We start from the raw sequence: 22153 nt of genomic DNA, 5'->3' as shown, positions 1-22153 counted from the left end.
CGCGCAAACCCTCTTTACTCGGACGTAAACGCCATATAGAACTAGCTACCAAACAACAAAACGTCCGAAATTAAAAGAACAAAAAAGTTGAAGAACTGGTTTTTAAAAACCTAAATCTAGCCACAATTCACCGAAATTGGCTTTAAAACTAAAATCAGTTCGCTCTAAATATAAAAGTTTATTTCTAGCAAATCAGATTGGAGTGCTTCATTTAGCGACATGAGCAATGTGCTGACAACTGAGAGAGGTTAGCATGGCAAACAGGGATGTTTGGCAAGGCTGTGTTTTGTCAGGAACAAATCACAGCTGGTGCGTTAAAGCGAACGCAGGCGGAAGGCAGTCACGCAGTGACCACTTGCGTGGTCGCCGCGGGAGTGTTGGTAAAGAGGGTTCGCGCAAACCCTCTTTACTCGGACGTAAACGCCATATAGAACTAATCACCAAACAACAAAACGTCCGAAACTAAAAGAACTAAAAAAGTTGAGGAACGGGGGTATAAGGTCAAAAATCCTCCAATAACCTCTTCGAAATTGGTTTTAAAGGAATAATTAAAGTGTAATCTTAGATTAAACTTTACAAAAATTAACAATTTAACAGTCGAAATAAGTTGCATGGTTTTTTTCAATCACTATACTTTTATAACTTATTTATATAACAGGATGAATTTTGTGCCAATAGGCATAAAATTGCAAATAAATCATTAATTTAGTTGACAGGATGTCGGATATGTATTATAATTTACAACACCAAACACCAAACACCAAACATGCCCAACCTATAATTTAACGTCAGTAAAGTTAAGCATGCTCGGTTTATTATCTCACTACAATTCATTTCTCCAGCAAATTCGGCAAAATTTCTCAAAATTTATTGGTTTAGCCTTTTTATCTCGGCAGATGGTTTTCGTGCTAATCGTGGTTGTATTACAGTCTATCTCTTTTTCTAATTATGCATTAACCACTAAAACGACCAATATTATTAAAGGTTCAGCGCCTTATTTAACGCTAGATGATGGTGTCAGCAAAATAATTAGTACAGAAGAGCTACTGGCAATTAAATTACCTAATGGTACTGTGATAACCCCGCAAAATGATGTATCAAGTATAACCAATCCGATCGAGTTACCTGATAAAACAAATACTTATGCCAGTGTACAAACGATTGTTCCATTACCTATATCAGGCAATAATCAGTTTCCTGTCATAAATATGACTGATTTACTTGCTGCACCGTATAATTATTTTGCTGATGATGATGGTGATGGATTTGATGATAGTGACCTTATTACCGCAACCGCAACAGGTGACATTAAGATAAAATGGGAAGCCCGTAATCCTGCCGTAGCAGATATTAATGCTAAAAACGCATTTATAGATATTACATCGAAGGTGAAAAGTCATCCTGATGCCATTCCAGATTTATGTGATGGGATACATAAAATAACCATTAGCGCTAGTGATAGTGAGTTAACTACCCCTTATGGTGATCCCAATACAAATCATTTTCAAGAAGGTTCACATAGTTATTATTTAACGCCAAAATTAGATCCAAAAGTGTGTTATGCCCAGCCAAATTTGTATCCTGATAACGCTAGTTTAGCCGGTCGTGATTATGAGATAGATGGCATTTTATGGGATGCCGCACAAATCGAGAGTGACCATGATTATGGTGTTTATCGAGGGTATCCAAGTAAAGGTATTAAGGTATTACGAGCAACCAATAGTGGTAATTATCAAGGTGAAATTTCAATAACTAAAAATAACTTTCCAACGACCGGGTCACATGGATTGTATTTTTATTTACTATTTGGCGGTATAACACCTGAAGCGGTATTAGCTGCCAATGGCAGTACTATACAATCTATAGAGGGGGGAAATGTTAGTTTATCATTAAGTGTAAGTAAAACCACTGAATGGGAGCATAGTGAGCATGGACCCAGTCCATATGGATTGGCTGAACCAGCTATAAAAGTAACATTAGTTGGTCCACGCTATAATTCAGCGGATAAGAGTTTTAGACCTATGACTTTCAGATTATATGCTGATAGTAATAAAAGTACGCTAATTTACGAATTTAAATTAATGCGTTGGTTTATTGCTAATCCTGAGATTTTTTTTAATAAGGAACATGGATTTCCATCATCTGATGAAAATAAAGAAATGTTAAGTTATCAATCTAAGGCAAGGGATTATTGTAAAAGTTTAGGTAGTGGTTATCGATTGCCAGATGTGAATGATTTTACCAATATTAATGGGTATGGAATGTATGCTCGTCGACAATTAAGTTATCAGGAGAATGGAAAATGGATTGGTGGAATTGCCAATGAATGGGGATGTATGCCTATGAGTGAGGATGATAGTGACGCTAGTTGCCCATCTTATAGAAGCACAGACTGGAAGGCATATGATTATTGGACGAATAATGTAGCAACAAATACTGCGCGACCTAAGGATGAAGGAAAACCATTTTTATTTGATCCCGATGGAGTTATCGAGATACTTCAATCTATTTTGTGGCCAATTCGTGCCGCATGTGTTACACCTTAAGTGTTAATTGTGTTAATCCTAAAATATAATAAACGCAAGTTATAGTCACTGTTAGTTTTTGATGTATTTTAACAGTTATTAGAGTATTGGTTTTTTATTAATATATTGCATAAAAAACATAAAAAACCAATATAATATCTAGTATTTAACTAATTGAAATTTTTTTAAATGGTTCTTTGCAACTATTGTTAAACGTAGTTATGATTTTGTCAGATCATAATTAGGATATAATATAGGGATATAATGGATAATCAAAATCAGTCTTACTTTAAACTGCCTTTATTTTTTACTTTTGCTTGTTATTTCATTTGGTTGATAGTTCCAATGATTAATTTTTTCGATTTTGCCAACATTACTATACGTTATAGATATGATAATATTTTTGTCTATCATATAACATTGGGAAGTTTAACTTATTATTTGTTAGTTTATATGATTGCTTTGTATTTTTTTCAAAAATATCGTATATATGACTTGTCAAAAAATTTGGTAAGAATATGTTTATTAATTACCGTTTATACCTTAATTAGATATGTTTTTTATATATTAGAACACTATATTTTAAGCAATATAATTTTTCGTTTTTTCGATCATGATTATATTCCCTTATGTCTTAGATTTTTAGAATGGTTTGATATAATATCAATATTAATTATTTTAATTATATTATTTAAAATAATACCTTTTTATTCTTCAGTAATCGAGTTTAATTCTATAGTAATAAAAAGAATTCACATTCAAATATATAGCTTTTTCTTGTCTTATATTTCACTTAAAACTATTTTGCTAAATGTTTATGCAATCAACGAATTATTTGATTCAAGTATTACCGTAATGCTACTATTTGTATTGTTAACCTTTTTGGTATGGGGAATTTTATATAAGCTTTTCAATATAATTCTTATAAATTGTTTTGGAGAATTTGATTCACAAGTTAAATTTAAAAAATTAATATTAACTCTTCTTGGAACAATTTTTTTAAGTGCTTTGATAAGCACTATTGTTGTTTTTATAATATTAATGCTTTATATGCCTACACATCTGAATTTGAAAAATAAAATCCAATTTTATTCTTCTTACTTTTTGTACAGTTTTTCTGGGATGAATTTGTTGTTTTCTTTAATATTTAGTCGATATTTTATAAAGATTTTTTATTCAAAAAGATAGTTGTTTTTTGCTTATTGGATAAAAGAGCAAAGTATTCAATTATTCTAAAAAAGCATACGATTAATTAATTGAGATTTCTAGGTAAATTAATTTAATAATATATTTCATTATGAAGAAATGATTGACCATAGAGTAAATAATAAAGGTCGATTATAAAAAATTTGAAGAACGGGTTTTTTGAAATCTAAAGACACCCCATCACTACCCTTTTTTTTGACTTAAAATTAAATTTTTAAAAAATCAATATATTGAGAAATGGCTTAAAAAAAGGGTTTTTACTGGTAAAAATGGACTTTGCCTTTTTGCCAACAACATTTATAGTATATGGGATTCTAGTTCACTGCCGTATAGGTAGTTTAGAAAAAATGTTTGGATGTATATAAAAAATATGGTGGGTTCACTGCCGTGTAGGTAGTTTAGAAATCAGAGCCAAATGTTTCAGAAATCGGATAAAAGTTCACTACCATATAATTAGATTAAGACATTAATTATTTCTAAAAAGATTAGGAAAAATTTTTTAAAAAGCTAAAAATCCAAATTAGTTATAGCGTTGTCAAATAAAAAACCGTTCTAGTTAAGAACGGTTTTTTATTATTGGTTAGATAATTTAACAATTATGCTTTGTATTTTTTCATGACAATTGACGCATTAGTACCGCCGAAACCAAAGCTATTAGACATTACTGTGGTTAATTCACGTTCGGTTGGTTCTGTAATAATATTCATTCCTACTGCTTCATCTGCAAGTTCGTCAATATTGATACTTGGTGTAATAAAGCCATGTTCAAGCATAAGTAGTGAATAAATTAATTCTTGTGCGCCGGTAGCACTTAATGAGTGTCCAGTCATGGATTTAGTTGAAGAGATAGCTGGGATGTTATCACCAAATACTTGTTTGATTGCCCATAATTCTTTGACATCACCAACTGGAGTTGATGTACCATGAGTATTGATATAGTCAACTGGCCCATCAAGATCTTGAATAGCAAGCTGCATACAACGCATTGCCCCCTCACCAGATGGAGCTACCATGTCATAACCGTCAGATGTTGCCCCATAACCAACAAGTTCACCATAGATATGTGCACCACGGGCAAGAGCATGCTCAAGTTCTTCAACTACTACCATTCCGGCACCGCCTGCGATTACAAAACCATCACGGTTTTTATCATAGGCACGTGATGCTTTTTCAGGTGTGTCGTTATATTTAGTTGATAATGCCCCCATAGCATCAAATTCGCATGACATTTCCCAACATAGTTCTTCACCACCACCAGCAAACACGACATCTTGTTTACCAAGTTGAATAAGTTCAGCTGCATGGCCAATACAGTGTACTGATGTTGCACAAGCTGAAGTCATTGAGTAGCTAACACCTTTAATTTTAAATGGTGTCGCTAAACATGCAGAAATTGCTGATGACATAGATTTTGTTACTGCATAAGGACCAACACCTCTTAAACCTTTTTCTTTCATGCCGGCAACAACATTATATTGAGTTTTGGTTGAGCCACCATAACCAGCGATAAGACCTGTGCGTGGATTAGATACTTGCTCTGGGGTTAATTTTGCATCTTCGATTGCTTGTTGTAGTGCAAGATATCCATAAATAGAAGCATCGTTCATAAAACGGACGACTTTTCGATCGATTAATCCAGTTGTATCTAATTTAACATTACCACAAACATGACTGCGCATTCCGCTATCTTTCATTTCTTGCGAAAAAGTAATACCACTTCGGCCTACTCTTAACGATTCTAAAACTTCTTTGGTATTATTCCCAATGCTTGAAAGAATACCTAATCCTGTAATTACTACACGTTTCATCTAATGCTCTACTCCTAAGTTAACTGGCTTCATATGAAAAATTGGTCTGATTATAGCGTACACTTGTAAGCTGAACAATACCCCCAGATTGATTTTATTTGTTAAGTTAATAAATAAAATTGGGATAACCGGTCAATAAATCAATCAACATGATTACTTTTACATTCTATTAATGAAATTTTGATTAAATCAGTCTTAATCGCAAGTTTATTGAATAAAAATTTTTAAATTCGATCTGATTATTAACTTGCTAACGGCAATAAAATAATTATAATACTGTAAATATATACAGTTATTGGTGATAATTATGATTCAAGAAAAAATGATCTCAAAGCTTGAGATCTTAGCCGAATCTGCAAAATATGACATTTCATGTGCCTCAAGTGGTACTTCACGCAGTAATAAAAATAAAGGTATTGGTAGTGCTTCTCGCTGTGGTATTTGCCATTCATTTACTGCTGATGGTCGCTGTGTTTCACTGTTGAAAATCATGTTAACGAATTATTGCATGTTTGACTGTGCTTATTGTATCAATCGCCAGAGTAATGATATTCCTCGTGCAGGATTTACACCAAAAGAGTTAGCGGAACTGACGATTGAATTTTATCGTCGCAATTATATTGAAGGGCTGTTTTTAAGCTCGGGTATTGTACGTAGTGCTGATCACACGATGGAAAAAATGATTCGGGTGGTCAAAATATTACGGCAAGAATATAACTTTAATGGTTATATTCATATGAAGGCGATTCCAGGTGCAAGTAATGAATTAATTCATGAAGCAGGTTTACTCGTTGATCGAATGAGTGTCAATTTAGAGATCCCTACCGAGCGAAATTTAAAATTATTGGCGCCAGATAAAGATCATCAAACCATTTATCAACCAATGCGACATATTCAGCAAAATTTGCTAGAAAATATTGAAGATCGTAAAAAAATCAAATCAACACCAAAATTTGTTCCTGCTGGGCAAAGTACTCAGGTGATTATTGGCGCGACAGATGAAACTGATAATCAAATTTTACAGCTCACCGCCAAACTATATAAGCGACCAAGTATGAAGCGGGTTTACTATTCGGGATTTATTCCTGTGAATGGTTATGATAAGCGATTACCTGTTTTGCAAGAAGTACCAAGAGTGCGAGAAAATCGTTTATATCAGGCAGATTGGTTACTTCGTTTTTATGATTTCAGTGTCGATGAAATTGTAAATGATGAACATCCAGATCTTGATTTGACTGTTGATCCCAAATTATCTTGGGCGATTCGTAATCCGCAATTTTTTCCGGTTGATATCAATCGGGATAGTTATCAAAAAATTCTACGGGTGCCAGGAATTGGCGTTAAATCAGCAAAATTAATTGTTATGGCAAGGCGACATCGAAAACTAAATAAAGAGGCGCTCAAACGTATTGGTGTGGTGCTAAAACGAGCGCAGTTTTTTATTATTTGCCATGAAATGAATACATTTAAAGTACTTGATTCATCCGCCGAATATATCCGTCTTAGTTTACAAGATTTGCCTCGTCTTGAAGTAAAACAACAAGCCCTTCCACAGCAACTAGTTATGGGATGGTAATTTATGCTGGCGTTCTATTATGATAAGTCTTTCGAAGGACTAATGTGTGCGGTGTTTGATGCATTTAAACTAAAAAAAATGCCTGAATGTTTATTAGCTGAGGGAGAAGATGTGCCACTTTTGGTTACTGATTTTCATCAAGTTGAGTATCGCAACAGTAAATATGAGCGTGTTTATACTGCACTGCAAAAAAAATTATCACAGATTGCGCTAAATCAACTCTTGTTTACTTGGCTATCAGAATTACCTGAAAGTGATTTAATTATCTTTCGCTATATTTGTAAAGTATTCAAGTCAACCAATTCGATTGAAACTGATTTTGCTGATGCGGATGTGTTAGCTGTTTATGATATAGCTAAAAAGGTAAATAAAGAAAAACATCATATTCAGCAATTTGTTCGCTTCAATAGTATCCAAAATCCAGCAAACAGTTGTGATAATAATGACAAAATTTACTTTGCGGTTATAGAGCCTATATATAACGCTTTACCGTTAACCACACGATTTTTTAAAGATCGTTATGCTGATCAAAAATGGGTAATTTATGATGAAAAACGCCAATATGGTTATTTTTATGATTTAGATAAGATTGAGCAAATCTGGTTAAACGATAACGATCCTCTGATCGTTAATAAGCAAATTAACCAAGATTATCTAACTGATGATGAAAAATTGTTTCAAACCATGTGGAATCGTTATTGTCAGGCCTTAACCATAAAAGAACGAATTAATCCAAGATTACAAAGGCAAAATATGCCTAGACGGTTCTGGCACCATTTACCCGAAATGCAAGGCAAATAAAAAACGCCGAATAAATCGGCGTTAATTATTAATAAATCTTACTATTTATTGGGCATCAATTTCATCAAGAATGCCATTAATGCTTTGTTGACGTTGTTGTTCTTTTTGTTCATCAACTTTACCGCCAGAAGCATTAAAATCATTGCGCTGGAAGTAAGCATTACGCATAAAGTTGTATGGATCATCACTATTTTTAATTAAATCTTCATACTCAATGGCCACAGCTCGAGCTTCAATGCCATCAAATACACCGCGAACCAGTGCCCATTGCCAATCTATCCAAACAAGTGGTGGATATAAAGTATCAACCAGATTACCACCTTCTTGACGAAGTGTTGCTGAACCATAGAAAGGTAATACAACATAAGGGCCATAAGGGACATCGTAATGGCCTAATGTGTCACCAAAACCACGTTTAGAACCTTTTTGCAATTGAGGGTCTGCCACACTTGCAACATCAAATAAACCGGCAACACCAAAAACAGTGTTAATAAAGAACCTTGCTAAATGTTTACCTGCTTCATGTCCTTCACCTTGTAAAGCACTATTTACCATCGATGCAGGTTCAGAAAGGTTAGAGGAAAAATTAACTACTCCTTTACGTACTGGTGTTGGAACATAATCTTTCCACGCTACGGCAGCTGGGCGCAAAATATAAGGATCAAGCGCATAGTAGTTAACATTAAACATTGTTTTATTAAAACCCGATAATGGGTCACTATAACTATTTGTTTCAGCCTGATAGGTCGCACAACCTGTCAACGCTAAAACCGAGAACATCATACCTATAATTTTTTTTCTCATAATGCTACCGAATACAAATGATAAAGTGTTGGATGCAGCGATTGTATCATGTTTGCTTGAAATAGAAAATTTTTCATTATTTGATTGATATTGCCTTGATAAATTTATTAGAATAAATAGCCTTGATGACCTCATAGTTAAATGGATATAACAAGCCCCTCCTAAGGGCTAGTTGTAGGTTCGATTCCTACTGGGGTCAAAGTTGTATTAACTTACTTATCTCTTTTCTTCCTCAATAAACTACCTAATTGTATAATTTATAAAATTATTTTATTTCGCTTTAAGTGATAAGATAGCAAATAATATAGTAATATAACTCATATAAATAATCATACACTGTATGGAGTATGGAACAATTAACTAGATGGATTTAGGGAAGTTAATGGCTAAATATTATTGTTTATTAAAAGGAAGAGTTAATTATTTAACGGTATTCGAAAAAACTAAAACTAAAGTTGAACAGCATTCAGGTAATCTTACAAAAGCATTTATTGATGAATACGGTGGGTTCATTATGGCCATTCTTTTATTATTTTATACAATTATAAGAGACATGGTTGTTATTTTTATACCATCTAAAGCTCTACAAAGAAAACTAATTAAAGGGACATACTTTTGTTGTTATGTTGGTAATATTAAAGTTGAAGGAAAATTAGAAGATATTATTTTTAAGAATGGCGACTATGTTGAAATGGTTGTCGAACAGACCGAAAAAAATAAGTATTTTGTTTATGCTGTGCGAATGCCCAAATACCATGCTTTGTTTTTTCCTAAAGGGAATTGTTCATCAACCTTAGAATTATTTAAGGGTTGTCTATTGATTTGTTGCCTACTGATATTTCCTTATATTGTTTTTATGATAATAGCTATTTTTGATGATCATAGTGATTTTATTTTTATTACTCTGTTATTTTTGGTTATTTATGCTTCTTTTGTTGTTATCTGCTTTATTTTATTGGGTATGCGTTCTTCATTTATAAACAATCGAATCTATGCAACTTTAGGTTATCGAAATTCATGGCGACATATGCATGCTAATGAAGACTATGCTTTTAGAGAAATGAATCGTAAAAGAGATCCATTGTTGTTTGATGATCCACAAAGTCCTGAATTCAAAAAAAGAATAAAACCAAATAAGTCTTATACCTATTATGGACGGACGCCCCAATTACCCCAAGAAGTAGAAATTATTGACGAAAGCTAAATTGGAATAAGGTTTGGAATTAGTATAATTTGATTAATAAAAAAGTGAGGAAAGGGGTTTTTTGTGCATCTTTTTTATCATTAAATCGTTTTTTGCATGCTGCAATATTGTTATTATCATTTAAGCAAATTTAGCTAATGCTTTTCCTATGAATTAATATATGGCAGCATTTAATTTGTTTATATTTACACAACTATTGTGGTTTATTTTTTTGTTATTAGCCATTTTTTAAGCTGCGATGTTTTATAAGCTTTTAAAAAATAGTATTTTGCTTTAGTTAACTCTAGTAAAACAATGTTTTCCCATTTTCTTTATTAAAACTATGTTAATTTAAATATTCATTTCAAATGATAGTTATCAATATCTCATATGATAATTACGTTCTTATAAAGAATGTTGGACTATTATTAATAATAATTTATTTACTTTAAATCTTTATTTATTGATAAAAATATCAGAATATTCGTTTATTAAGTAAAGAATTTAAAAGTATTTAATTTCTTACAGTTATTATTTTCTCGCTGATGAATTGTCTAAAATAAACTGATAAACCTTATCACCTATATTATCCCACATTTCTTTTGCCCCTGATCTTGATAAGTGGTCATTATATGAATAAAAATATTTATCAAGTTTATTCTTCGGAGCGTTATAACAAAATTTTTTATCGCAGAATAGATCGTATATTTCTAAGTAAGAAAGATTTGTATTATTATTAATTAGATCTATCATTTGATTATGAGTTGTAATTCTTGAATGATCACTTTCATATTTTATTTTTATAAATTCGTTATTATTATTTATTAGGTAAAATAAAGGTGCATTACCATTTATATGTACGGAATGATCTATTTTGGGATGAGATAAAATAAATAACATTTTATTTCTGTTAATTTTTTGCTGATTTAAAGTTTCATTCCATATTTCTTCAAATCTGACTTTCTTTGTATTAAGTTGATTATCATAGAATTGCTTGTTAATTGAATGTTCTTTATAAGATGACCAATTAGAAATACGTATAATAGGTAAATTAAATGTTAATACATTATAAAGTTTATTGGTTGCCTCGATGCAAGAAGAACTTTTAGTTTTATTTATATTATTCATCATTAAACAGTTATATTCACCTATAATAAGAACTGATTGATTTTTACTTTTGTAATATAAGTCTATCTGCTCTACAAATTGACCTAAAAAACTGTCACCTACAAATATGGCTATAGGTGGTTGATTTTTACTGCCTAGAAGTTGCACGTTATTATTCCATTTTGTATATTCAGGCAAAGAACCTGCATAAATAGATTTTTTTACAATATCTTCAGTGTAAACAATTAACCTTTTGGGAAAACCTTCTGTACGAATCAATGTTAAATTGAGTGTTATGAGCAGAATAAATAAAGCTGAAAATACTTTTCCACTTGGTTTGAATATAGAAATAGATATTTTACGGTATTTGTTTTCGATAAATTTAAATATAAATATAGCAAACAGAACTGTGATGAATAATAAAATCAATTGTTCTATATTTGTTATATGGTTTTTTTGTGATAAATATCTATAAAAAACAATTAGAGGCCAATGAATCAGATAAATTGAATATGATATAGTCCCAATATATACTATTAGTTTTTGACGTAGGATCATGCCAGTATATTTAGCATCGCCATATAATATACATAAAAGAGAACCTAAAATGACCAGTAAAGTATTCAAACCTGGATAGTAATTTATACTGGTCTCATAAAATATTGCACATAAACTTAATATAGAAAATCCAATTATAAATAGAATTTCTTTATGGCTATTTTTTATATTCTTTAAGCTATCTCTCTTAATTGCGAATATTCCGCCAATACCTAATTCAAAAAATCTTGAGAAAGTGAAATAAAAATTTGTTGATGGTATTTTCTGTGATAAATATTGTGCACAAATAAATGAAAAAATAGAAAAAATTATTGTAGTAATTATAATTGTATATTTAGTTTTAAATACTTTTGCAAAAATAAATAAAATAAGTGGAAAACATATATAAAATTGTTGTTCGACACCTAGCGACCAAGTATGCAATAATGGGTTTTCATTCGATGATGCATCCCAATATCCTTTTGAACGCATAAACATTATATTTGAAGCAGAGAAAAAGACGTATTTGATAGTTTTTAATGTCGTTAAATAATAATCTGTAGCATAAATTAAAAATCCACCAACAATAACGAAAAATATGGTAAATAATAAAGCAGGATATAATCTAGCTATTCGACGATTCATAAAATCGGTAAATTTGAACTGCTGATTATTGATATCTTTATAAATAATTCCAGTAATTAAGTAACCAGAAATAACAAAAAATATATCAACACCAATATAACCCCCACTAAAAATACCTTCAGGATTTAGGTGAAAAATTAATACAAATAAAACAGCTATTGCTCTCAATCCATCAATTTCAGGGTAGTATTTTTTCATATATATTCTTGTTAAGAAATCTTTTTAAAACGGTTTGGGATAATATCATATTCTAATAACTAGACAAAAATTATAAATTGGAGTCTATATAACAATGTTTGTTATTAAAATTTAATTAACTATATTATTAATCATTTAGGCTATCTAAAATGAATGATATTTTGGGCTATTCCATTTCGGTAATTTTGGTATAACTCAAATATGAGTTGGTTAGGATAATTTTAATAGCAATTAGTAAAAACCATTTATTTAGGTTGTGGTAGGTTATTATAGATTTTATTTATCTAAATTTTTTCAAATTGTAGTAAATAAAATTAATTGCTAAGAAGGCTTGTGGAATAAGGCTTTGAATTGGTACGCCCGGGTGGACTCGAACCACTGACCCCCACCATGTCAAGGTGATGCTCTAACCAACTGAGCTACGGGCGTACATTTGAAACACGCAAATATTAGCTGGCAAACTGTTTTGTTTCAAGTAAAAAAATCAAAAATAGCTGTTTTTTTAATCTTTTGAGTTTGTTTGTTGGAAAAACAGTCAATGTTATTAATCAAATAATATACAAAATCCGATTTTTACCAATTTTATTTCCCGATGATAATCGTTTAGGGATAGTGCAATTTTTTATGAATTGTAAATAAATGTAAATTCACGGTGGTTTGTTAATTTCAAATTCGTTATACTCCTTGAAAATAGATAAGGTATTACTGGTTTAGGTTAGTATGTCATTTAAAGATCAGATTGAGGACGTTTTACATAATGTTTTTGGGTACAAATCGTTTAGAAATCAGCAAAGAGATATTATCGAATCAGTTATTGCCGGACGAGATACTTTAACCATTATTCCAACAGGAGGCGGTAAATCACTTTGTTATCAGATTCCGGCAGTAGTATTGCCTGGTACTGCGTTGGTTATTTCGCCACTTATTTCGTTAATGAAGGATCAAGTTGATCAATTAATAGTTAATGGTATTCCGGCGGCTTTTTTAAATGCGACTCAATCTCCAGAAGAGCAACAAAACATTATTGAACAGTATTTAAATCACACAATTAAATTATTATATATTTCACCTGAGCGACTGGCAGTATCGTCCTTTTCTTCATTAATTACTGCTCATCCTCCATCATTAATCGCTATTGATGAGGCGCATTGCATTTCACAATGGGGGCATGACTTTAGGCCTGACTATCGTCAATTAAACCATTTATCATTGCGTTTTCCCGAAGTTCCAATTATCGCGTTAACAGCAACCGCCGATAAATTGACTCAAGCAGATGTGATTAATCAGCTTAACTTAATCGATCCGTTAGTGGTGGTGCGTAGTTTTGATCGGCCAAATATACGTTATACGGTAGTTGAAAAATTTAATCTTACTGAGCAAGTTGTCTCTTTTATTGAAACCCAAAAAGGGAATAGTGGTATTGTCTACTGTTCTAGTCGTTCCAAAGTTGAGGATATGACAACCAGACTGGCTGCGAGAGGATTCTCTGTCGTTGCTTATCATGCTGGTTTAACCACTGCTGAGCGTCAACAAGCACAAGAAAGTTTTTTGAAAGATAATGTGCAAATTATTGTTGCTACTGTCGCTTTCGGGATGGGAATTAATAAACCCAATGTTCGTTTTGTGGTACATGCTGATTGCCCAAGAACGATTGAGGCATATTATCAAGAAACTGGTCGAGCAGGGCGTGATGGCGTTCCGGCAGAGGCTCTTTTATTATTTAATAGTAAAGATCTAAACTGGTATCATCGACAAATTGCTGATAAACCAGAGAATAAACATAAGCAAGTTGAGTTACATAAGATTCAATCCATGGAGTCATTTGCCCAAAGTATGACTTGTCGGCGTACCGTATTACTTAACTATTTTGGTGAGAATAGAATCGAACCTTGCAACAACTGTGATATCTGTCTTTATCCTCCCGAGCATTATGATGGATTAATTGATGCACAAAAAATACTTTCTTGTATATACCGAGTTGAGCAACGTTATGGTGCTCAATATGTTGTCGATGTGTTACGAGGATCTTCTCGCTCACAAATTAAAGAAAATGGTCATGATAAATTATCGGTTTATGGAATAGGAAAAGCGCATTCTTCTGATTATTGGCTTAGTGTAATTAGACAATTAATTTATTTGGGATATGTGAGTCAAAATATTTCCACCTTTACTACGTTACAATTGACCGAACAAGCACGTGCGATTCTTAAAGGTCAAGTCGCTTTATCTTTAGCAAAACCACGTTTAGAAATTGTGAAGAAAAGTCGCTTAAATCGTTATGCTCGAGCGATTAATTTAACCACGATATTATCTTATGAAGAACGAATATTATTCAATAATCTTAAGCGGTTACGCAAAGAAATTGCTGATATGGAGGATATTGCCCCTTATGTTGTATTCAGTGATGCAACCTTGCTTGAGATGGTGCAAATCAAACCTGAAAGTAAGAAACAACTGATTAATGTTACTGGTGTTGGTAAAATCAAATTAGAAAAATATGGTAATCTTTTCTTAGACGAAATTAATGATTTTATGATAAAAAACATATAACAATGTTTAAAATATTATCTATAATAGCCATTTTGATATCATTTTAATTATTTTGATAATTTAATTTTTTATTAAAAATGGAGTTTATATGTCCGTTATGAATGATATGCCACAGATGTTGGCATTAGTTTTATTGCTTATTATTTTATATCTAGGTGATGTTGTTTCAACACGAACTAAAGCTTGGGTACCTTCAGTTTTTATTTGCGCGGTACTGTTTTTATTAGGTTATTGGACATTTTTTCCAACTGATATTGTTGCTCGAGCAGGTATTCCAAATGTAGTCGCTGTTATGTTTATGTATTTATTGATTGTGAACATGGGAACTTTGTTATCAATAAATGAGTTGATACTACAATGGAAGACAATACTTATATCGCTTTCTGGGATTGTGGGTATTATTGTTATTGCTATTATTGTTGGATATCTATTTTTTGATCTCAATACTATTATTGTCGCTATTCCACCATTAGTCGGTGGTATTGTTTCAGCTATTATTATGGCTAAAGGGGCAACCGAAGCTGGATTGCCAGATTTGGCTGTATTTGCAATTATAATTTATGTAATGCAAGGTTTTATTGGTTATCCATTAACATCAATTATGCTGAAAAAAGAAGGCCGCCGTGTATTGAAAAAATATCATGAAGGGACTTGGGTAGTTGAAAAAGATGTTACTACTATGGATAAGCAAACTGCAACTACTGATGAAAATCCAATGCCTAGTCTGTTTGCTAAAATTCCAGCGAGTTATAATTCTTCGTACTTTATCTTTTTGCGTATTGCAATAGTCGGTTTTTTAGCTTATTCAGTGTCGGAAGTATTAAAACCAGTCGTCAGTATTAGCCCATTTGTCTTATGTTTATTATTTGGTGTTGTTGCTGCTTCTTTAGGTTTTTTAGAGCGTCATCCTTTAAAGAAAGCTGGTGGTTTCGGGCTGGCAGTAATGGGATTAATGTTATTTATTTTTGATACTTTGAGCCGAGCAACGCCTGATATGTTAATTAGGCTTATCACACCTTTAATTATTTTTATTCTTTCTGCCGTTATTGGGATGTTTATTTTCTCGGTTATTGTCGGTAAAGTTTTAAAAGTAAGTAAAGAAATGGCTTTTTCGATCGCCTTAACTGCATTATATGGATTTCCGGCCGATTATATTATCACTAACGAGGTCATTAATAATTTAACCAAAGATCCAAAAGAAAAAGAGGTATTAACCAGCCATATGTTACCACCAATGTTAATTGGCGGATTTATTTCAGTAACGATGGTATCAGTTGTATTAGCTGGCATCATGGTTAATATGATTGTTGGCCCGTTAACACCAATAAAATAGTTGGAAATTTAATTATCAGATTCAACTTGTAGATTTGTGCAAATATGTGCACTATTAAATGAATACATATGAAATATATAGAAGGTAGTAACATGATTAATCAAACTATTAAAGATTCAATAAAACAGAATATTAACGACATGATCGCGTTTCGTCGTGATTTACATCGTCATCCAGAACTACCGTGGGAAGAATTTAGAACCACCGATAGAATTGCTGAAGAACTTGATAAAATTGGTATTACTTATCGACGCACTAAGCCGACTGGAATTATTGCTGATATTCAAGGCGGTAAATCAGGTAAAACGATCTTACTTAGAGCAGATATTGATGCTTTACCGGTAAAGGAATTAAGCACCAATATTGATTATCAATCCACTATTGATGGCAAAATGCATGCTTGTGGACATGATACTCATACGGCTATGTTGCTAACGGCTTCTAAAACGTTATATTCTATCCGTGAACAGTTAAAAGGTAATGTACGGTTAGTATTTCAGCCGGCTGAAGAAATTGCTCAAGGGGCAAAAGGGATGATCGAACAAGGTGTACTTGAAGGTGTTGATAGCGCTTTTGGTATGCATATATGGTCACAAATGCCGGTAGGTAAAGTATCTTGTGTTGTTGGTTCAAGCTTTGCTTCAGCAGATCTATTAACAGTTAGATTTAAAGGGCGTGGAGGTCATGGTTCAATGCCTCATGACACAGTGGATGCGGTTATGGTTGCATCTGCATTTGTTATGAATGTTCAATCAATTGTTTCTCGTGAAATATCGCCTCTCGATCCTGCGGTTGTTACTATAGGTCGAATGGATGTGGGTACGCGCTTTAACGTAATTGCTGAAAATGCGGTTTTAGAGGGAACTGTGAGATGCTTTAATGTTGCAGTGCGAGAGAAAATTGAAGCAGCAATTAGACGTTATGCTAACCAAGTTGCAGCCATGTATAGAGCGACAGCTGAAGTTGAATATATCTATGGTACTTTACCGGTTATTAACGATAAAGAAAGTGCATTATTAGCACAAAAAGTCATTGTTGAATCATTTGGTGAAGATGCATTGTATTTTGAAGCACCAACCACCGGTGGTGAAGATTTTAGTTATTATACGCAAAACATTCCAGGTGCATTTGCTTTAGTCGGATCTGGTAATCCTGAGAAAGATACTCAATGGCCACATCACCATGGCTGTTTTAATGTCGACGAAGATGGCATGGCATTAGGTGCAGAATTTTATGCACAATATGCATGGGCCTTTTTAAATCAAGATTAGCCATTCATAATTAATCACCAGTTGATTATTTTTTTACTTATCAACCTTCGATTGACTGTTTGAAGGTTGATAAATCATTTTTCAATAATTAATCCTTCAAAACAGCCTAATAGTTTCAAAATTTGTGCAAAGGGTATTTTATTGCTTAAAAATCTCACCTAATATCGAATCGGTTATCGGCATCTTAAAGACTACATTGACACTTTATGGTATGATTAGCAAAATTTATTAGTAATAAGTAACGGTGATTATGAGTTATCAAGTCTTAGCACGTAAGTGGCGACCAAAATCATTTTCTGAAGTAGTAGGACAGCAGCATGTTTTAAAAATTTTATCTAATGCTCTTTCTCTTGGTCGAGTTCATCACGCTTATCTGTTCTCTGGTACTCGAGGTGTAGGTAAAACTTCGATTGCTCGATTATTAGCCAAAGGTTTAAATTGTGAAAGTGGTATAACTGCAACCCCTTGTGGTGTTTGTGATAATTGTCGTGAGATTGAACAGGGTCGATTTGTTGACTTACTCGAAATTGATGCCGCATCACGTACTAAAGTCGAAGATACTCGGGAAATTTTAGATAATATTCAATATTTGCCAAGCAAAGGCCGTTTTAAAGTTTACTTAATCGATGAAGTCCATATGCTCTCTCGTAGTAGCTTCAATGCTTTATTAAAAACATTGGAAGAGCCACCAGAACACGTTAAGTTTTTATTAGCAACAACTGATCCGCAAAAATTACCTATCACTATTTTATCTCGCTGTTTGCATCTGCATTTAAATGTGCTTGATACATCATTAATTTCTGAGCAACTAAAACATATTTTGCAATTAGAACAAATTGAAAGTGAACCGCGGGCAATACAGCTGTTAGCTAAAGCAGCAAATGGTAGTATGCGGGATGCATTAAGTTTAACCGACCAAGCAATAGCGCTTGGTAATGGTAAAATCGATGCTGCGTCAGCAGCCTCTATGCTTGGCACTCTAGATAAAGCAATTCCCTTTTCATTAATTAATGCTCTTTATCAAAGTGATGGTAATACTTTGATGCAACAGATTGAAGCGGCTGCTTTGCAAGGTGCGGATTGGGATAATTTATTAACCGAATCTATTGCTTTGTTACATCAAATTGCCTTATTACAAGTTGTGCCGACAGCATTGGGTGATTATACAGACAATGAAGAACAGTTACGCTTCTTAGCTCAATATATGGCTCCTAATGATGTGCAACTGTTTTATCAAATTTTATTAATGGGCCGTAAAGAACTTGCTTTTGCACCAGATAAAAAAATGGGTGTTGAAATGAGTTTTTTACGCGCTTTAGCATTTATGCCTAAAAATGTCGATGCGATTAAGCCACCAGCTGCAACAGCTACTATACCGACAAAAAAAGCTGAATCGCCGATTAAAACACAACCAGCTCAGGCTGTGACACTTTCATCACAAAACGCAAATGATGCAATGCCTATTAAGCAAACTGTTAAATCAGCTATTGAAAATCAGCAATTAAATGACAATACAATAGTAAGATCAGTTACTAGTGATGAAAATACTGCATCACAACCAGAAATATCACTTCCAGATGATGCATCATCAATCACTAAAAATATTTTAGAGATGAGAATGCAGTTAATTAAAGAGGAACAAAAGCCAAAAAAGCCTGAATTGGTTGATCACCATCAACCATCAAATTCTTTAATTAACAGTAAACGGGGTGACGCTCAGCAGCTTGCCAACAAGTTAGGCAATAATATTGAAAAAAATGATGAGGAAGCAAAACAAGAAGAGATAACTGCTGAGAATTATCAATGGCAAGCTTGTGGCTTAGTTGAAACGAAAAATGAACCGGCACTCGATGCAAAAACATTATGCGATTCTTTAAAAGTTGATAAAACGCCAGAAATGACTAAAAAACTAATTGTTGAAATGGCTGAAAAAGACGCGTGGTGTGCTGAAATTGAACAATTAGAACTTGCGCCATTAATTAAACAAATCGCAATTAACTCTTATTTTGAACAAATTGATGACAATAATATTGTTTTGCATATGCGTTCGTCAGTGAAACACTTGATAAAATCACCGGCAAATTGCACAAAACTTGAATCTGCTTTATCAGCATATCGTCAAAAACCATTAAACTTAAAAATTGTTATTGATGATAATCAAGAAAATAAAACGCCGTTAGAAATGCGTGAAGATTTATATCAACAAAAGCTTGAACAAGCTAAACAGACTATTAATCAAGACGCTAAAGTCGAAATGATTTGTCAATATTTTGATGCGAAGATTGATGAAGCGAGTATTCGTCCTGTATAATTACGGGCTAAATATTATTAACGAGGAATAATTATGTTTTCAGGTGGAAAAGGTGGCTTGGGTAATTTGATGAAGCAAGCCCAACAGATGCAAGCCAAAATGCAGCAAGCTCAGGAAGAAATTGCTAAATTAGAAGTTACCGGTGAGTCTGGTGCTGGTATCGTTAAAGTGACTGTAAATGGTGCGCACAGTTGTAAACGTGTGGAAATTGATCCATCTTTATTAACTGAAGATGATAAAGAAATGCTAGAAGATTTGATTGCGGCTGCTTACAATGATGCAACTCGTCGTTTAGAAGAAGCGCAAAAAGAAAGAATGGCTCAAGTAACTGGCGGCATGCAATTACCACCAGGCTTTAAAATGCCATTTTAAGTTGAAAAACTAATCCGATATCGTCTTATCCATTTTGCCGACTATGTCGGCAAAATTTCTTTTTATCTCCTGTCTATTTATACAGTTTTTCTTTATTAATTTTTTCCTATCAGGTAAACTAACTGACAATTACATTCAATTCACTTTCAATGTTGATCATATCAATTTGATTAATCTAGAATCTTAAATATTATTTAATTTAGGGTTATTTTAATCAAACTTATGTAATCAATATTAACTTATTAAGGATATATTGTGATAGGTCGTTTACGTGGAATCATTATTGAGAAACAACCACCCAAAGTATTAATTGAAGTTGGTGGTGTTGGCTATGAAGTTTTTATGCCAATGACCTGTTTTTATGCGTTACCCGACAATGGCAAAGAAGTGATTGTGTTAACGCATTTTGCTGTTCGAGAAGATGCTCAAGTACTTTATGGTTTTAATCATGAACAAGAGCGAGAGTTATTTCGCGAATTAATTAAAGTTAATGGCGTTGGCCCAAAATTAGCGCTGGCGATTTTATCTGGAATGTCAGCAGCACAATTTATTAATGCTGTTGAACAAGGTGAAATTAAAACATTGGTCAAATTACCAGGTGTGGGGACTAAAACCGCTGAACGATTAATTGTTGAAATGAAAGATCGTGTTAAACGCTTTGGTGAAGAACTATCAAATGTTAACCTAGCTATTGATATTGGTGATATTAAAAAATCATCAAATCAAATTGAAAGTGAAGCTGTTTCAGCACTTATTGCTTTGGGTTATAAACCACAAGAAGCCAGCCGTATTATTAGTAAAGTCATTAGACCAGAAATGGATTGTGAAATGCTAATACGTGAAGCATTAAAGTCAGTATTGTAAAGTAGGTATTGATAATGATTGAAGCGGATCGTTTAATTGCTCCACAGGCACAAAAAGAAGAAGAGTCTTTAGATCGAGCCATTCGTCCTAAGTATTTGGATGAGTATATTGGACAACCTCAAGTTCGTGAGCAGATGAAAATTTTTATTCAAGCAGCTAAACAGCGTAGTGACGCACTTGATCATGTTTTAATATTTGGCCCTCCAGGTTTAGGTAAAACGACATTGGCAAATATTGTTGCTAATGAAATGAATGTTAATTTACGTACCACATCAGGCCCGGTGTTAGAAAAAGCGGGTGATTTAGCTGCTATGCTAACCAATTTAGAACCTAATGATGTGTTATTTATTGATGAAATCCATCGATTATCGCCAGTTGTTGAAGAAATCTTATATCCAGCAATGGAAGATTATCAACTTGATATTATGATTGGTGAAGGGCCTGCAGCACGTTCAATTAAAATTGATCTGCCACCTTTTACCCTTATTGGCGCAACAACTCGAGCCGGTTCATTAACCTCGCCATTACGTGATCGTTTTGGTATTGTGCAACGGCTTGAGTTTTATCGTGTAGAAGATTTGGAATATATTGTTAGCCGTAGTGCAAAATTTTTAGGTATGGATCTTTCTAAAGAAGGTGCTTACTTAATTGCTAAACGTTCGCGAGGTACACCACGGATTGCTAACCGTTTATTACGGCGGGTTAGGGATTATGCAGATGTAAAATCTAAAGGCGTTATTGATGAACGAATTGCCACTCAAGCATTAGATATGTTAGATGTAGATAATGAAGGCTTTGATTATATGGATCGCAAGTTACTTCTGGCTATTATCGAAAAATTTATGGGTGGGCCGGTAGGATTAGATAATATTGCAGCTGCAATAGGTGAAGAACGTGAAACCATTGAAGATGTGTTAGAACCATTTTTGATTCAACAAGGTTATATCCAAAGAACACCGAGAGGCCGAATTGCTACGCCTCATGCTTATCGACATTTTGGTATTATTCAAGACGTTTAAATTTGATCGAATAAGATAATAGCTTAACTCTTTATCATTTAAT

14 protein-coding genes and 2 tRNA genes are annotated in these 22153 nt (G+C 33.1%); 12 read left to right on the top strand and 4 right to left on the bottom strand.

Annotated features, from left to right (window positions below):
• The first annotated feature begins 803 nt into the window (after window positions 1–803).
• Window positions 804–2546 (top strand): hypothetical protein, encoded by a 1743-nt coding sequence (locus H3T54_RS06395; RefSeq protein ID WP_198223314.1) that lies wholly within the window; start codon window positions 804–806, stop codon window positions 2544–2546.
• 1781 nt (window positions 2547–4327) lie between these two features.
• On the opposite strand, the gene fabB is transcribed toward H3T54_RS06395, so the two are convergent.
• Window positions 4328–5539 carry a beta-ketoacyl-ACP synthase I gene (gene fabB / locus H3T54_RS06390; protein WP_086359708.1) on the bottom strand — a complete coding sequence of 404 codons (1212 nt, stop codon included), beginning with the start codon at window positions 5537–5539 and terminating at the stop codon, window positions 4328–4330.
• A 310-nt stretch (window positions 5540–5849) separates the two neighbouring features.
• On the opposite strand from fabB, the gene H3T54_RS06385 reads away from it, so the two are divergent.
• Both H3T54_RS06385 and H3T54_RS06380 read left to right on the top strand, forming a co-directional pair.
• The gene (locus tag H3T54_RS06385; RefSeq protein WP_370527363.1) at window positions 5850–7115 is read left to right on the top strand and encodes a putative DNA modification/repair radical SAM protein; all 1266 of its coding nucleotides are present in this window, start codon (window positions 5850–5852) and stop codon (window positions 7113–7115) included.
• A gap of 3 nt (window positions 7116–7118) precedes the next feature.
• Window positions 7119–7916, top strand: coding sequence for a TIGR03915 family putative DNA repair protein (locus tag H3T54_RS06380; protein WP_198221539.1), 798 nt, complete (start codon window positions 7119–7121; stop codon window positions 7914–7916).
• Window positions 7917–7961: 45 nt separating this feature from the next.
• Here H3T54_RS06380 and H3T54_RS06375 read toward each other — a convergent pair whose 3' ends face one another.
• Complete coding sequence (locus tag H3T54_RS06375) at window positions 7962–8720, bottom strand: MlaA family lipoprotein (protein ID WP_198199677.1); 759 nt, start codon at window positions 8718–8720, stop codon at window positions 7962–7964.
• A gap of 127 nt (window positions 8721–8847) precedes the next feature.
• On the opposite strand from H3T54_RS06375, the gene H3T54_RS06370 reads away from it, so the two are divergent.
• Together H3T54_RS06370 and H3T54_RS06365 are read left to right on the top strand one after the other, a co-directional pair.
• A tRNA-Arg gene (locus H3T54_RS06370) sits at window positions 8848–8919 on the top strand.
• A 183-nt stretch (window positions 8920–9102) separates the two neighbouring features.
• Window positions 9103–9924 (top strand): hypothetical protein, encoded by an 822-nt coding sequence (locus H3T54_RS06365; protein WP_198223326.1) that lies wholly within the window; start codon window positions 9103–9105, stop codon window positions 9922–9924.
• Between the two features lie 510 nt (window positions 9925–10434).
• Here H3T54_RS06365 and H3T54_RS06360 read toward each other — a convergent pair.
• Window positions 10435–12390: an acyltransferase family protein gene (locus H3T54_RS06360; protein WP_198221535.1), complete on the bottom strand. Its 1956-nt coding sequence runs from the start codon at window positions 12388–12390 to the stop codon at window positions 10435–10437.
• 352 nt (window positions 12391–12742) lie between these two features.
• Window positions 12743–12819, bottom strand: a tRNA-Val gene (locus H3T54_RS06355).
• A gap of 291 nt (window positions 12820–13110) precedes the next feature.
• On the opposite strand from H3T54_RS06355, the gene recQ reads away from it, so the two are divergent.
• From recQ to ruvB, 7 genes are all read left to right on the top strand, one after another.
• Window positions 13111–14940, top strand: coding sequence for a DNA helicase RecQ (recQ, locus tag H3T54_RS06350; RefSeq protein WP_198221533.1), 1830 nt, complete (start codon window positions 13111–13113; stop codon window positions 14938–14940).
• 106 nt (window positions 14941–15046) lie between these two features.
• Window positions 15047–16273 carry a hypothetical protein gene (locus H3T54_RS06345; RefSeq protein WP_110448068.1) on the top strand — a complete coding sequence of 409 codons (1227 nt, stop codon included), beginning with the start codon at window positions 15047–15049 and terminating at the stop codon, window positions 16271–16273.
• A gap of 92 nt (window positions 16274–16365) precedes the next feature.
• A complete protein-coding gene (locus H3T54_RS06340; RefSeq protein WP_198222012.1) occupies window positions 16366–17544 on the top strand; it encodes a M20 family metallopeptidase in 1179 nt (392 codons plus the stop codon).
• 250 nt (window positions 17545–17794) lie between these two features.
• The gene (gene dnaX / locus H3T54_RS06335) at window positions 17795–19855 is read left to right on the top strand and encodes a DNA polymerase III subunit gamma/tau (RefSeq protein ID WP_198221529.1); all 2061 of its coding nucleotides are present in this window, start codon (window positions 17795–17797) and stop codon (window positions 19853–19855) included.
• Window positions 19856–19888: 33 nt separating this feature from the next.
• On the top strand, window positions 19889–20227 hold the full coding sequence (locus tag H3T54_RS06330; protein WP_086364356.1) for a YbaB/EbfC family nucleoid-associated protein: 339 nt from the start codon (window positions 19889–19891) through the stop codon (window positions 20225–20227).
• A gap of 255 nt (window positions 20228–20482) precedes the next feature.
• Window positions 20483–21091 carry a Holliday junction branch migration protein RuvA gene (ruvA, locus tag H3T54_RS06325; RefSeq protein WP_198221527.1) on the top strand — a complete coding sequence of 203 codons (609 nt, stop codon included), beginning with the start codon at window positions 20483–20485 and terminating at the stop codon, window positions 21089–21091.
• Window positions 21092–21105: 14 nt separating this feature from the next.
• A complete protein-coding gene (gene ruvB, locus H3T54_RS06320) occupies window positions 21106–22110 on the top strand; it encodes a Holliday junction branch migration DNA helicase RuvB (RefSeq protein ID WP_065578930.1) in 1005 nt (334 codons plus the stop codon).
• The last annotated feature ends 43 nt before the right edge of the window (window positions 22111–22153 follow it).

Origin of the sequence: Gilliamella sp. B14384G10, assembly GCF_016101685.1 — a bacterium.
Classification (GTDB): Bacteria; Pseudomonadota; Gammaproteobacteria; order Enterobacterales; family Orbaceae; genus Gilliamella; species Gilliamella apis_A.
Note: the sequence above shows the minus strand (reverse complement) of the source record. Positions and strands in the feature narration are given on the sequence as shown.